Below are 14,248 nucleotides of genomic sequence, written 5' to 3' on the forward strand. Positions count from 1 at the left end.
ATTGCCTTACTCCGAAACCGTCGCTCCATCTGCCGGAATATGGACGCGCCCCTTTAAACCTTCACGGTTGATATGTTCCATAAGCTCTGAGCGAGTTAGTAGACAATGATTGATTGCTTCCATGTGGACAGCCACGATTTGTGTATAAGGGGCATGTTGTGCTACCGCCGTTACATCTTGGGCAGTCATAATAATGGGATCACCTACCGTAAACCGTGCTCCTCCAGCGTTCACAATTGTCCAGTCAGGACGGTATTTATCCAGTGTTTCCGCGACTTCACTGCACCAGATCGTATCCCCGGCCAAATAGACGACAGGTTCACCTGGTGCCTGAAAAACAAAGCCGGATACGGGTCCCATCTGCTCCCCGATTTCTCCGGTGCCGTGATGCCCGGTTGTACGGATAATCTCAATTTCTCCCACAGAACCAGCCAACGGAATCGGGGTAACCTGTGTAAAACCATCAGCAGTGATTTGTTCTTCATTTCCGGGCTGGCAGAAGACAGGAATTTGTTTGTCCAACCAGCGTACTGCTGCCGGGTCCCAATGATCGGGATGTAAATGTGTGACGATGACAACGTCAGGCTGTCCGAGTGCCTGCCATTGTGGCGGCAAGGGAACCAGCGGATTACGGCGGGCATTTTCCGTATTGGGGACCGGCGGATTTGCGCCAGCATCGCTCAACATCGGATCGATCAGAAATTTTATTCCAGCGTATTCCAGCCATAAGGTTGCGTTACGGATTAGTGTGATTTTCATATATGAAAGCTCCTTTGTGATGAATGTTATTTTTGACCAAGTGTATTTTCGGTAGTTCATTGTTTCTGTTACAATCATATCTGACGCAAGGAGCTACAGGCTACGGTTTGCTGAAAGGAAAATCAGCATTATCGTTTCATCATGAAAGGAAAAATAACTATGGAACTATTCGCACCTGATGACACCGATTTGCGCATTCTTCATCATTTAATTGAAGACAGCTCTTTATCGCACAAGGAGATCGGCCAGCTTGTTCATTTGACAGGCCAAGCCGTAGGGGCGCGTGTTCGAAGAATGCAGGATGCGGGCATTATCGAAGGCTATACGCTGCGCTGGAACCCTGAAAAAATTGGACAGACGATTCATGCCTTTATTACGGTTTTTTTGAATTCAGGAACGACTCACAGTGCTTTCCAGGCTTTTGCACGGGAGCATCCCTATATTGTTGAAATCCACCGGGTGAGTGGGGAGGGCTGTTATTGGATGCGGGTGCGCATGTCCTCACAGACAGAGTTAAATACCATGCTGGATGAGCTTACGAAGTTTGGTAATTACAAATTGAGTTTTTCAATTGGTGAGATTTAACGATAAAAGCTTTCGGCGTTGGTGCCGAAAGCTTTTCTATTTGGGCGAGGGCTATCGAGGTCAACTTATAGTGTGTGTTCAAAAAAACGGCTTTTCAGGACCGAGAAGGTTGGATGAAGCTAGGGACAGAGTAGCGGAGCGTAGACAGATCTACGTGAGCAACGGAAGGCCCGGCTGAATTCAAGATTCGACGTCGAATCCGCTTCTTGAATAGCTTCGTTATGGAAAGACGACTTTTTGAACAACCTCTTATAGGCTCATTTTAAAAATATGCTGCAAGCCGTGTTGACCCATTTTAGTGTCACCTTCATCTATAAAGCCGCATTTGCGATACAGACTTTGGGCAGACAGATTACGGGCATTGACGCCCAGTACAATCTCGCGAATATGTGGGAAGTGTCTGGCGATGAACTGTGGTAGTAGAAGCAGCCCTTTTTTGGCGAATCCTTGTCCCTGATCTGCGTAATGAATAGAGAACGCGCGTAGCAGCAGTGCCTCAGAAGTATTCGTATAGTCCGCTAATTCATCCCCATTGTATAAAATGAAAAATCCAACGGGTCTTCTAGTAGCCGTAATCACGACAGGATGGCGGTGCGGATCTTCCTTGGCCAGTATGAGCATTTCATCCGGCATTCCAGTAAACTGCTTCTGCTCCTCAGGTAAGTAGAAGGTATGTAAAATGGCATCATGCCCACAATGGTAAGGGACAAGCTCTACATTATTCATCATTACACTCCGATCTGTATGGATTTTTAACTTTCTTTATCATCTAGTTTGCTAAAAAAAGAAACCTGAACTCGCCTTGCTTACGTATTACCCATACATAAACTAGCATAGTCAAAAGGAGACGTCTACGCTTATGAAGCAGCTTACAGAATATCGGGAAAGCCAGGACGTATTGCGTCATGAGTTGAAGAATATTGAAAAATGGGAGAAGGAACAGAAGGACATTTTTTTCTGGGAAAAAATCGGCAGATGGCCTTTTATGTTGCTGGATCGGCTGACGCCCAAAATCATTAAAGACAAGCTGGAGCAACTCCTTAACGAGTTGGGTAGCTTCATTCAGAACGGCGGCAAATATTTGGTGAAGGAAGAAACGGTTCTGAACAGGCTGAAAAAGACGGCCCATGAACATGTCATTCAGCAAAATGGTGCAGATTCCGCTTCGGATACGCAGGACCTGCCTCGTGCCGGGGAAAACGTTGATTCAGAACATAGTGTCGAACCTATGTGGGAGTTGAAGCAGGCGGCTGAGCTCCCGCTAACCATCATGGATCGGACTGCCGACGATATGACATCGGCTCGCATTACCTTTGCCACCGCTCAGGGAGCAACAACGGGGATTGGTGGTGTGTTTACGATTGCGGCGGATATTCCTCTTTTGCTCGGCTTGTCGCTCAAAGTGCTTCAGGAAATAGCCTTGTGCTATGGCTTTAATCCCCATGATAAGCAGGAACGCATTTTTATTATTAAATGTATGCAATTTGCTTCATCCGATATTGTGGGGAAGAAGGCCGTATTAGAGGAGCTGGCTTTGTTCGATGATCCTTCACGTCAGGCACAGGTTTTTTCCCAGATGCAGGGATGGAGAGAGGTCATTAACACCTATCGTGATCAGTTTGGATGGAAAAAGCTGCTTCAAATGGTCCCGATTGCGGGCATTTTGTTCGGGTCTATCGCGAATCGAAGTGCTATTAGTGATGTAGCTGAAGCAGGGAAAATACTGTATCGGAAGCGTCGGATTGTGATGCGTTTGGCAGAAGTAGAGAGTGAGGAATCACGTTAGTTGGCTATAAAGGTGTGCAGCGGCCAGGATGGCCGCCACACGTTAGCCTGTTACACTTCGGCTCCATTTTCTTCCGCCCAGCGGTTCAGGGTTTTATCTGTAGGAAGCAGGAAGGTTAAGATGCCGAGCAGTGGCAAAAAGCCGCATAGGAACATGATGTGGGTGATGCCTACTTTGTCGATCCAGTTGCCGAGTACGAGTGCGCCCACACCACCAAGGCCAAAAGCCAGGCCCGTAATGAGACCAGACACGGTCCCGATTTTACCAGGCACAAGCATTTGTGCATATACGACTGTGACCGAAAAGCTAGACAGCATAATAAATCCGATAATTGCCAGCAGGATCGCCGTCCAGAATTGGTTAGCATAAGGTAGTGCCAGCGCGAGTGGTGCAGCTAATACCATGGACAGAAATATCATATTGCGTTTACCAAAACGGTCCGCCAGCGGACCGCCAAAGAAGGTGCCCAGCGCTCCAGCTCCGAGGAACAGGAAAATGTAAAGCTGTGCATCAGCCAATGGCATTTTAAATACTTCCATCAGGTAAAACGAATAGTAGCTTCCGACCGAGGTCGAGTACCACGAACGGACGAATACCAGTAGAATGAGGACAATCATGGCAAACATAACGCGGTTACGCACTTCGGGCTTCATGCGGCGTGCCACCGCTTTTTTGCGTGCAATGCCTTCTGTACGTAGGACGTTACCGTACCAGCGTGCGATGAACGATTGCACCACAATTCCCGCTGCCGCAATACCTGTGAACCAGATCGCACCAAATTGTCCCAACGGGATAAAAATCCAGCTCGTGAGCATCGGCGCCAGCGATTGGCCCGCATTACCGCCAACTTGAAAAATGGATTGTGCCAATCCCCGACGCGGCCCGGCCGCCATATGGGATACGCGCGAGCCTTCAGGGTGAAAGGCAGCCGAGCCCAGACCCACAAAGATGACTGCGATCAGCACCGCTTTATAATCGGCAGCATAGGCGAGCAACAGCATGCCAGTCAGCGTAAAGCCCATGCCGATGGGAAGGATAGCGGGCGTAGGCCGTTTGTCTGAAAACAAGCCAATCACAGGCTGCATGATCGAAGCTGTAAAATTGATCGCGAATGAAATCCAGCCGATCTGCGTGTAGTTCAGGCTCATAGATTCCTTTAAGATCGGAAAGATCGCTGGAATGACCGATTGAATCGAGTCATTGAACAGATGGACGAAACTGATCGCAATCAGAATCGCAAAAACGGTGCCTTTCACTTGCGGCCCTGGGAGGGGGAGCGATTGGCCCGTTTCATTTTTTGTAGCGGATTTACTAGTCATGGCAACCTCCGAATATGTATGTATATTTTAAGATATAGGAAGCGATCCGTTTGCAGCAAATGGCTGAAAGTGGGATGAAGGCCACCTTTACTCATTACTGCTTGCCCATCCTGCTGGATACTCTTCATTGCTCCATTTAGTTAGAATTTCTAAAATGGCATATCGAAATTCAAACATTTACCATCCTCAAAACCGATATATATGTGAGTATTTTGTATCAATCCCAAAAAGGCTTTCAAATCAGTAATATAGAGATCGAAGCGATCTAGTTCGTTTATATATTGTATTTTTGAGCGTTGGGAATGGAATTATGCAAGTTACTGATATGGAAATAGAGATAGAAAAGGGGAATCACGATGAGAAAAGCAGGGATGATTTTGCTGGCAGTATCCGTGGTATGTGGAGCGGTGGTGGGAACTACGTTAAACACTGGAGAAACAGCAGTAGCGGCAAATGTAACGACGAACAACACTTGGAAAAATGCTAAAATTATAGACGTGATCGACCGGAATAACTACATACTGGATGATGGTTCTTTATGGAGAAAGAGTATAGATGGCCCGGCTATTGAGAAATTGAATTTGAAGGGCATTACAGGCAGCAAAGACAAGAGTCAAGGTTATTATGGCTGGACTGAGGACGGGAAGGTAGCCATCTGGGATGATAACTCCGACCCAAAAGTGACGGCCCAATCTTCAGGAGTAAAGGAGATTACCGGAGAGGGTCTGGCTATTAAAACCGATGGGACGATCTCCTGGGGAAGAGAACAGGTCGAGGGAATATCGGATGCTATAGACGGTGATAAGGTAAGTACCTACTTTACGGTTCTTACTCGATCCGGTGATGTATGGTATTCCACAGGGTACGCAGAATCTAAGCCCCGCAAGATAGGTCATGTAGATGGTGCGCTTGATATCAAAATGAGTACGGCGTATGCTGCAATACTTAAGGAAGATGGTCATGTCACGATGCTGGATATGCTGACCAATGAACCGCCACGTGAAGTGGGAAGTGATATTACTTCGATATTGTGGAAAAAAGGTACACATGTCTTGATTACTGTACATCGCGACGGGACGGTATGGAGCTATGATCGGCTGAAAAAATATCCTGCGGTGCAACTTAGCGGGTTATCTAATGTTGCAAGGTTGGTTGATTCGCCTGACGAACTTTTTGCACAATTAAAGGATGGCTCTTGGGTCGGCTATAAGGACGGAACCACGACTGCGCTAAGTTTGCCTACATTAACGGGTATGTCCTTGTTGACGACCTCCAAAGAGGCTGCCATCGGCGATACGATTCAATTAAATGTACAAGAGACGTATTCGAACGGTTATCGACTAACACGTCATCCCGAAGCTAGTGAGATTGAAGTGGAGAAACCGCAGGTTGCTGAGCTACAGCAGAATGGTTCCGGTACACTCAAAGTAAGGGGCATTGGCAGCACAGCCGTATCTCTGCGGAACGAAGGTATACCCTCTTCTTTTACACTAAAGGTATCGTCTGACCAAACCTTGACTGGGGCGGCTATACTAAACGGCAGTGTGTATTTGCCTGTGCAGTCTGTGTTCAAGACGCTGGGTGGATCTGTTACCGTGGCAAACCAGGCATTTACGATCAAGCTGGGTAAAAACAATATCGTACTCCAAAAAGGGAGTTCCACCGCGATAGTGAATGGTAAACCTGTTGCACTGAAGGGCAAGGTTCAAACGGTTAACGGACAGGTTGTATTCCCGGGAACATTACTGACCGATCTGAAGTTGGGCGGATTCAAATGGAATCGTGACCGTCAGCAAGGCGAATTATCTGTGGGCGCTACCAAGCTGGTCATTGAGACGCCGGAAACGGCTAAAATTATCAAAGCCATTGATCTGGGTAGTCTGTCCAAATTAATTGGCAAAACCTATTGGGTCAATAACTTCTATAACGCTGGAGAGCGATTTGGCAAGGTAACAGTTAAAGACATCGAAGTCAGCACAGACCCGAACGGTGTTAAATCCTACGAAGTTATTTTCCAGGGGGCTAATGGCGAAACTTATGACACATTTTCCATTATCGGAGCTTCACGCATTCCACAAATGCTGTCTGATTCCGATCAATTTCTAACTTACGATCCGTACAAGAAATACCAATGGTCGCAAGCCATCTGGAACAAGATTAAAAATAACGAGGTAAGCTTGGGCATGAATACGACGCAGGTGCAGTTCGCATGGGGAAGCCCAACAGTCAGAGAAAAGGGGGCTGCTTCAAACGGAACTCAAGTCGAAGCCTGGGTATACGGCAATCGTAGTCTTTATTTCAAGGCAGTAGCCTTCGTAAATGGCAAAGTCATAGAAGTATGGCTGTAGGGTAGCTGATTTTCTATAACGGTTTGAAAGAGGTATCTCCAGATTCGTATATACGAATCTTGAGATGCCTTTTTTTCATTTAACAAAACTAAGCTCTTAATTTAACAAACTTAAGATATGATTCTTTATGTCATATATCTTGTTATATAGATAATAGCTCCGTAGAGAAAGTATGAAGAGCACAAGAGAAGAGAGGATCTGATTTGAGAATGAAATCGCTAAGGAAACCATTATCAGTTGCATTACTATCTTTACCCTTACTTCTAGGTTCCCTGGGTGGAAGTTATGCGAGTGCAGCAACCCTACCAACAGCGGTAACTCCAACAGAACCGTCGTGGGGATATTTCGTAGATCATTATAAAAATAATAGTTCTGCAAATAAGACGGAAAGCTCTAATCCGACCCTCGGGTTGCTCTCCGAATTTAATAAGCTTTGGACTCCCGGCGCTACCTGGGATACAGGTACCAAGCTAAACAGCAGCGTGCTGGACGCCAATATTCAAAAAGTGATTGATATCGCTGCCCGTCGCACTTCCAGTGAGGCCAATGCGGCTTATTTGGATGATCGCAGAAACCAGAGCTACAGTGTGATCGACGGGCTGGGTTCGCTCACTGATGTATATCGTAAGAATGCAGGTGCCACGACAACAATCAACGACATTCCGGCAGATGCCCTGACTAAGAAATACGAAGATGAGGGAACGAATGCTGGGAGTACAAGCTCCAATCTCGGCAACATCGTAAATCTGGTAAATACCTTGCGTGGAGAATACTCTACGACGAACCCGGCTAAGTCTTATTTTAGCTATCCTCGCCCGTTTCGCTGGAGCGATAACTCTGTAGTTGTTCCGAGCCTTATTCCCGCTCTCAAAGCTGATGCTACTAGCGATGGCGGCTTTCCTAGCGGTCATACCAATGCTGCGTATCTCAGTTCTATTGCTATGGCCTACGCCGTGCCGGAGCGTTATCAAGAACTGCTGACGCGAGCTTCGGAGCTGGGCAATAACCGTGTTGTTGCCGGTATGCATTCCCCGCTTGATGTTATGGGAGGGCGTGTCATGGCAACAGCGATGGCTGCTGCTATCCTGTCTGATCCAGCCAATAGCAGTTTGAAGAAAGCGGCTTATCAGGATGCTCGTAAACAACTGCTGTCTCAAAAAGGTACAGCTCCAGATCGGTTCAGCAATTATGCCACAAACAAAAAAAATTATAATCAACGATTAACATACGGATTCAGTCAGGTTAATCCAACCGCGACGCCTATGATAGTGCCTAAGGGAGCTGAGGTACTATTGGAGACACGCTTGCCTTACCTGGATAGCACACAACGTCGTTGGGTTTTGGCTACCACGGGAATTCCTTCCGGATATCCTGTACTTGATAATGCTGAGGGATGGGGACGATTGAACTTGTTTTCCGCTGCGGATGGCTACGGTGCTTTCGCCAATAATGTGACGGTGAATATGGACGCTTCCAAAGGTGGTTTCAATGCATTGGATCGCTGGCGCAATAATATATCTGGTGTTGGAAAGCTGACTAAAAAGGGAACAGGTACGTTGAAACTAATGGGCAACAATACGTATTCCGGCGGTACACAGATCGACCAAGGTACTTTGGAGGGAACTTCGGACACGGCTTTCGGAAGTGGCGGAATTACGAATTACGGGGGAACTCTTCTTAAAAATGCTTCTGGGAAGCTGATTATTGGCGGAAATTACAGACAATCTGCCAAGGGAACACTTGAGCTTAACCTACGCACTAAAAATGATGTGCTCAAAATAAAGGGAACAGCCATACTCAACGGAAAATTACGCCTGAACTTTTCTAACAAATATGTGCCGGCTAATGGTGCTACGATCTTAACTTATGCTAAACGAAATGGAGCATTTTCTTCCATTGAAACGGTAGGTTTACCAAGCAATTATAAAGTGAAGGTTATCTATACAGCTGACAGTGCTCAGTTGAAATTCACTAAGTAAAACGTAAGTAACTCTCTATACAACAATTGAAGTGCACCTTTAAAATACATGGGAATAAACCAGAAGGTTATTCCATTGTGTATTCTAGGGTGCACTTTATTGTTTCATCAGGCACCAGTTGCTAGTATGCATTTATAATTAAGGATATAAAAAGGTCAAAATTTGACCTTAATGTAGTAAAATAATCCCGCTGTTTGAAAGCGCAGTCATGATATTCTTAAGAAGCATATTTGATCAAAAGTTTTAAATGATTCAGACTAACTAAGAGGAACAGAGGAAAGGAAGAGACTGATGAGTCTTGAAAAAGAATACGTTAAAATAGCCCAAGATGTCATTAAAGGGCTTGGCGGAGAAGACAATATTATTTCCATGGCACATTGTGCCACACGGCTGAGGCTGATTGTAAAAGATAGAGAAATTATTGATGATGAATTTATTGAAAATATTGATAAGGCCAAGGGCGTTTTCTTTACCTCTGGGCAATATCAAATTATTTTTGGAACCGGTACTGTAAATAAAGTATACGATGCCATGGTTGGCCAAAGCATATCTGCTACATCAAAGGCTGATTTGAAAGAGATGGCCTCCACTCAAGGTGATAATCGCTTCAAAAGAATGATCCGTGTTTTCGGGGATGTATTTGTTCCGATTATGCCTGCATTGGTAGCTACAGGATTATTCATGGGAGTTAGAGGCTTAGTAACTCAGCCTGCACTGCTCCAGTTATTTGGACTTACACCTGATCATATTTCTGCGAATTTCATATTGTTTACGCAAATATTGACCGATACGGCTTTTGCATTTTTACCCGTGTTGGTATGTTGGTCGGCCTTCCGGGTGTTTGGTGGATCACCACTATTGGGGATATTGATTGGATTAATGTTAGTAAGTCCTTCGTTGCCTACATCTTGGGATGTCGCTCAAAAAGTTCAGGAACCACTAGTGTTTTTCGGATTCATTAAAATTGCAGGCTATCAGGGCTCGGTTCTGCCTGCTTTCATAATAGGTGTCGTGGGGGCGATGCTGGAGAAGAAAATCAGAAAATCAGTCCCGGATGCATTGGACTTAATTCTGACACCGTTTCTGACATTATTAATAACACTGGTATTAGGATTGTTCGTGATTGGTCCCATTTTTCACGAGGTGGAAACTTTAATATTAATGGGTGTTACCGCCATTTTAAAATTACCATACGGCATCGGCGGATTTATTTACGGTGGCATCAATCAGATTATTGTAGTTACCGGACTGCACCATGCCTTAAACCTGATTGAAATACAGATGTTAGTAGGCAATGGTTGGAATATGGTGAACCCGATCAGTTCAGCGTCGATTTGCGCACAAGCGGGTGCTGCATTGGCTGTTGGTCTAAAATCTAAAAATGTAAAAACCAAATCCATTGCGTATCCTTCTACCTTGTCTGCGTTATTGGGTATTACAGAACCCGCTATCTTTGGGGTGAACATTCGATATGGCAAACCGTTCTTGATGGGCTTGATTGGCGGAGCGGTTGGCGGTTTCTTCGCACGTATATTTAATGTTCAAGCAACGGGCATGTCAATCACAGCCCTACCGGGAATGTTATTGTACCTGAACAATCAGATATTCATATATATCTTAGTTTGTGTAATCGGCTTTGCTGTGGCATTTGCACTAACGTGGATCTTTGGGTTTAAAGAAAAAACAGATCACAAATAAAATGATGTGGGGAGAATCATGGACAACAACACACTGCTTAAGAAATTGGACAGCCTTTCAATAGAAGAGAAAATAGGCCAGCTCATCCAACTGACCGGTGATTTTTTTGAAGGGGATATAGACACTGTTGTGACGGGTCCTTTAAAAAAATTAGGGTTAAACGCCGGCTACAATATATATAACACAGGCTCCATATTGAACATCACTAATCCAGAAAAAATTATCCAACTGCAAACGGATTATTTGGAAAAATCGATTCATAAAATTCCGCTGCTGTTCATGGCAGATATTATCTATGGGTATCGAACCATCTTCCCGATTCCGATTGCACAAGCATGTAGTTGGAATTATGAGAGTATAGAACATGCAGGTTCGATTGCTGCCCAGGAATGTTATGACGAAGGTGTTCACGTGACCTTTTCCCCCATGGTAGATATCGTTAGAGATCCTCGTTGGGGGCGGGTGATGGAATCGCCTGGAGAGGATACTTTGCTAGCGAAGAAATATGCTGAAAGCATGGTTCAGGGGATCCAAGGGAGAAACTCGGAGGATATCATACCAGCCAATAAAATTGCCGCTTGCGTCAAACATTTTGCCGCTTATGGGGCACCTGTCGCTGGACGTGAGTATAACGCCGTGGATATGTCGGAGCACACGCTGCGAGAATATTATTTGCCAGGGTATCAAGCTGCAATCGAGGCGGGGGCAAAGCTTGTTATGACGGCCTTTAATACCTTGAATGGCGTTCCTGCAACAGGAAACGAGTGGCTTAACCGCGACGTGCTAAGACGAGAGATGAATTTTAATGGTGTGTTGATCTCGGATTACGCCGCTATAGAAGAACTGATCATGCACGGTTATGCCGAAGATGAGGCTTCCGCTGCAAGGCTGGCATTGTTGGCTAGTGTTGATGTGGATATGAAGACAGCAGTATACGCCAATCAATTGGAGAAAGTAGTATCTGATAACGAGCATATGTTGGAGCTTTTGAATGAAGCGGTATACCGTATTTTAAAGCTGAAAAATGATTTGGGGCTGTTTGAGGACCCGTTCCGCGGATTACAGGAAACCGTTCAGCGGTCGAGAAACAGCATTCTGTCAGATGAACATAAAAAAGCCGCGCTGTCCTTGGCTGAAGAATCCGTAGTCTTGCTGAAAAATGAAAATCAACTGCTGCCATTGTCTAAACATACCAAAGTAGCTTTAATCGGTCCTTACGCAGATGAAAACTCCACCCTGGGTATGTGGGCCATTAAGGGGGATGAGGCGGATACCGTCAATTTGAAAATGGGATTATTAAAGCATGTTGATCCCGACAATCTCTCGGTTTGCAAAGGGGCGCACATGCTTCCTGCTAATGCAAGAGAAGCCCTTGGCAAATATGCGGACAAGCTGGCTGCTGAAACAGTCGATGAGGAGGCCCTGCTGCGCGAAGCAATCCGAAATGCTAACGAAGCGGATGTCATTGTCCTCGCCTTGGGAGAAAGTATTTATCAGAGCGGAGAAGGGGGATCGCGAACGAACCCGACGCTTCCTAAGCCGCAAATGAAACTACTCCATGAATTAAGTTTACAGGGCAAAAAGATGGTTCTGATCGTTTATAGCGGAAGACCTTTGATTCTTACCGAAGTAGCCGGAAAAGTGGACGCTATTGTTCAAGCCTGGTATCCAGGAACGATGGGCGGAGAAGCACTGGCTAATATACTGTATGGGGAAGTCAATCCATCGGGGAAATTAGCCATGACCTTTCCACGGAGCGTGGGACAAATTCCGATATCCTACAATGAGTTGAATACAGGCAGACCGAATTTAAAGGAAAATGGCTCTTATCGGTTTGCATCCCGATATATAGATGAAGTGAATGAACCCTTGTATCCATTTGGCTATGGTAAATCTTATACCTCATTTGAATACAGCCTATTAACAATTAGCCAAAAAGAAATGAAGAAAAATGAGTCAGTTGATATCCGTATTTCTGTTACCAACACTGGAATTTATGATGGAAAGGAAACGATCCAATTATACATTCGCGATAAATTTGCAAGTATTGCAAGGCCAGTGAAAGAATTAAAAGACTTTAAAAAAGTTTTTTTGCAAAGTGGCGAGACCCAAAATGTTGAATTTTCAATTCATGAAGAGATGCTTAAATTTTATGATCGTGAAATGCAATACAAAAGTGAACCCGGTGAATTTGATGTTTATATCGGGTCAAGCTCGCAGGAAATTTTGCTGAGTTTTAGTTTTGTTTTTTTACCGGAGGATGAGCATGAATAAAAGCGACGCGTATAACCTGAAATATCATATTACCCCTCCTTACGGTTTGCTCAATGATCCTAATGGACTTGCTTATTTCAATCATCAATATCATGTGTTTTATCAGTGGAATCCAAAAGGAACTGAGCATAAAAATAAATGCTGGGGCCATGTTGTTTCCAGCGATCTGGTGCACTGGCAAAGGAAAAGTGTCGCGCTGGAGCCTTCGGAATGGTATGACAAGGATGGCATTTATTCGGGCGGGGGCATTGTTCATAATGAAAAGCTGTATCTGTTTTACACAGGAAATGTAATCCGAGATGATGGAGTAAAAGAAAGCTATCAATGCGCCGCGATTTCGGAGGATGGAGAGTATTTTCAAAAAATCGGTCCTTTGTTTGAGCATCCACAAGGTTATACCAGGCATGTTCGAGATCCGAAAGTATGGAGAGACCAACACGGGAACTGGTGGTTGATTGTTGGTGCTCAGAGAGAAGATTTGACTGGAGATACACTTATCTACAAATCTAAAAATTTGTCCGATTGGGAATGCCAAGGATCATTTGTTGATCATGACCACCGATTTGGATATATGTGGGAATGTCCGGACGTACTTCATTTTGCCGAAAATGATGTTTTTGTTTTCTCTCCTCAGGGTTTACCGGAGAGAGGCGAATATTATAAAAATCCTAATCAATCGGGATATATGGTTGGCAAATTATCGAATACAGGCAAATTCAACGGGGACCTTTCCGATTTTAAAGAGCTTGATCGAGGATTTGATTTTTACGCTCCACAATCATTCAAAGTTAATGACAGAACCATTATGTTCGGATGGATGAGCGCCATGAATGAGGAAGCGGAGAGGGCTGTCCCGACCATTCAGGAGGGCTGGATTCATGCATTAACACTTCCTAGAGAAGTTGTGCTGATGAACGGTGTGTTGTACCAGAAACCATTGCCGGAATTACAATTGTTAAGACTGGATGGCATGCATTACAAAGGGGAAATTCAAAGTAGTAGTGAGTGGGTGCTGCCTTCTACACAAGCGGAGCTAATTGTTGATTTTTCCTTACTGACAGAAAATTTTAAAATGATCATAAGGGATGCTGTGCAAATTGACTATGATCAGGAACAAAACAGTCTGACCGTTTGGAGAACAAACTGGTTGACTGGCGAGAGAGAGTACAGAAGAGCAACATTAAATAATAAGCTTGCAGAAATGCAAATATTCATTGAAAGCTCAAGCCTGGAGATCTTTGTGAATGAGGGTGAAGAAGTGTTTTCCCTGCGTTATTTCATAGAAGATGCAGACCAAAGCAATGTATTACTTGAGGCAGGAGACAATGTAGGAGAAGTTAGAATGTATCAGTTGCAGGAATGTGTAGGGTAACATTTTTTTGCTTGCCGGGTTGCAAGCAGGTTAAGGAAGGCTGTTCATTATCCCGTTTGCGGGAAGAACTGCCTTCTTTTTTATTTTTGGTCCGTTGAATAGATTCTGCTTGTCCGGGCATTTTACTA

10 protein-coding genes are annotated in these 14,248 nt (G+C 44.8%); 7 read left to right on the forward strand and 3 right to left on the reverse strand.

Features of this window, described 5'->3' with window-relative positions; translation table 11 throughout:
• Window positions 1-6: 6 nt before the first annotated feature.
• Window positions 7-759, reverse strand: a complete 753-nt coding sequence (locus MHI21_RS05855) for an MBL fold metallo-hydrolase (protein ID WP_342419640.1) — start codon at window positions 757-759, stop codon at window positions 7-9.
• Between the two features lie 159 nt (window positions 760-918).
• On the opposite strand from MHI21_RS05855, the gene MHI21_RS05860 reads away from it, so the two are divergent.
• On the forward strand, window positions 919-1,344 hold the full coding sequence (locus MHI21_RS05860) for an Lrp/AsnC family transcriptional regulator (protein ID WP_165144551.1): 426 nt from the start codon (window positions 919-921) through the stop codon (window positions 1,342-1,344).
• Between the two features lie 249 nt (window positions 1,345-1,593).
• Here the strand turns inward: MHI21_RS05860 and MHI21_RS05865 are convergent, their stop codons facing one another.
• Window positions 1,594-2,070 carry a GNAT family N-acetyltransferase gene (locus MHI21_RS05865; RefSeq protein ID WP_340887069.1) on the reverse strand — a complete coding sequence of 159 codons (477 nt, stop codon included), beginning with the start codon at window positions 2,068-2,070 and terminating at the stop codon, window positions 1,594-1,596.
• 133 nt (window positions 2,071-2,203) lie between these two features.
• On the opposite strand from MHI21_RS05865, the gene MHI21_RS05870 reads away from it, so the two are divergent.
• Window positions 2,204-3,130 carry an EcsC family protein gene (locus MHI21_RS05870; protein WP_342419641.1) on the forward strand — a complete coding sequence of 309 codons (927 nt, stop codon included), beginning with the start codon at window positions 2,204-2,206 and terminating at the stop codon, window positions 3,128-3,130.
• 50 nt (window positions 3,131-3,180) lie between these two features.
• On the opposite strand, the gene MHI21_RS05875 is transcribed toward MHI21_RS05870, so the two are convergent.
• Complete coding sequence (locus tag MHI21_RS05875) at window positions 3,181-4,449, reverse strand: MFS transporter (RefSeq protein ID WP_029516140.1); 1,269 nt, start codon at window positions 4,447-4,449, stop codon at window positions 3,181-3,183.
• A 356-nt stretch (window positions 4,450-4,805) separates the two neighbouring features.
• Here MHI21_RS05875 and MHI21_RS05880 point away from each other — a divergent pair, with 356 nt between their 5' ends.
• The 5 genes from MHI21_RS05880 to MHI21_RS05900 all read left to right on the forward strand — a co-directional run bounded on the left by MHI21_RS05880 (window position 4,806) and on the right by MHI21_RS05900 (window position 14,120).
• Complete coding sequence (locus MHI21_RS05880) at window positions 4,806-6,797, forward strand: copper amine oxidase N-terminal domain-containing protein (RefSeq protein WP_341038948.1); 1,992 nt, start codon at window positions 4,806-4,808, stop codon at window positions 6,795-6,797.
• A 209-nt stretch (window positions 6,798-7,006) separates the two neighbouring features.
• Complete coding sequence (locus MHI21_RS05885) at window positions 7,007-8,776, forward strand: phosphatase PAP2 family protein (RefSeq protein WP_342419642.1); 1,770 nt, start codon at window positions 7,007-7,009, stop codon at window positions 8,774-8,776.
• Between the two features lie 291 nt (window positions 8,777-9,067).
• A complete protein-coding gene (locus MHI21_RS05890; protein ID WP_322251256.1) occupies window positions 9,068-10,474 on the forward strand; it encodes a sucrose-specific PTS transporter subunit IIBC in 1,407 nt (468 codons plus the stop codon).
• Window positions 10,475-10,492: 18 nt separating this feature from the next.
• Window positions 10,493-12,748 (forward strand): beta-glucosidase BglX, encoded by a 2,256-nt coding sequence (gene bglX, locus MHI21_RS05895; RefSeq protein WP_340931545.1) that lies wholly within the window; start codon window positions 10,493-10,495, stop codon window positions 12,746-12,748.
• Window positions 12,741-14,120, forward strand: coding sequence for a glycoside hydrolase family 32 protein (locus MHI21_RS05900; protein ID WP_340931546.1), 1,380 nt, complete (start codon window positions 12,741-12,743; stop codon window positions 14,118-14,120). Before bglX ends, MHI21_RS05900 begins: the two co-directional genes overlap by 8 nt.
• Window positions 14,121-14,248 lie beyond the last annotated feature (128 nt).

It is taken from the genome of Paenibacillus sp. FSL H8-0168 (assembly GCF_038592955.1).
Classification (GTDB): Bacteria; Bacillota; Bacilli; order Paenibacillales; family Paenibacillaceae; genus Paenibacillus; species Paenibacillus polymyxa_B.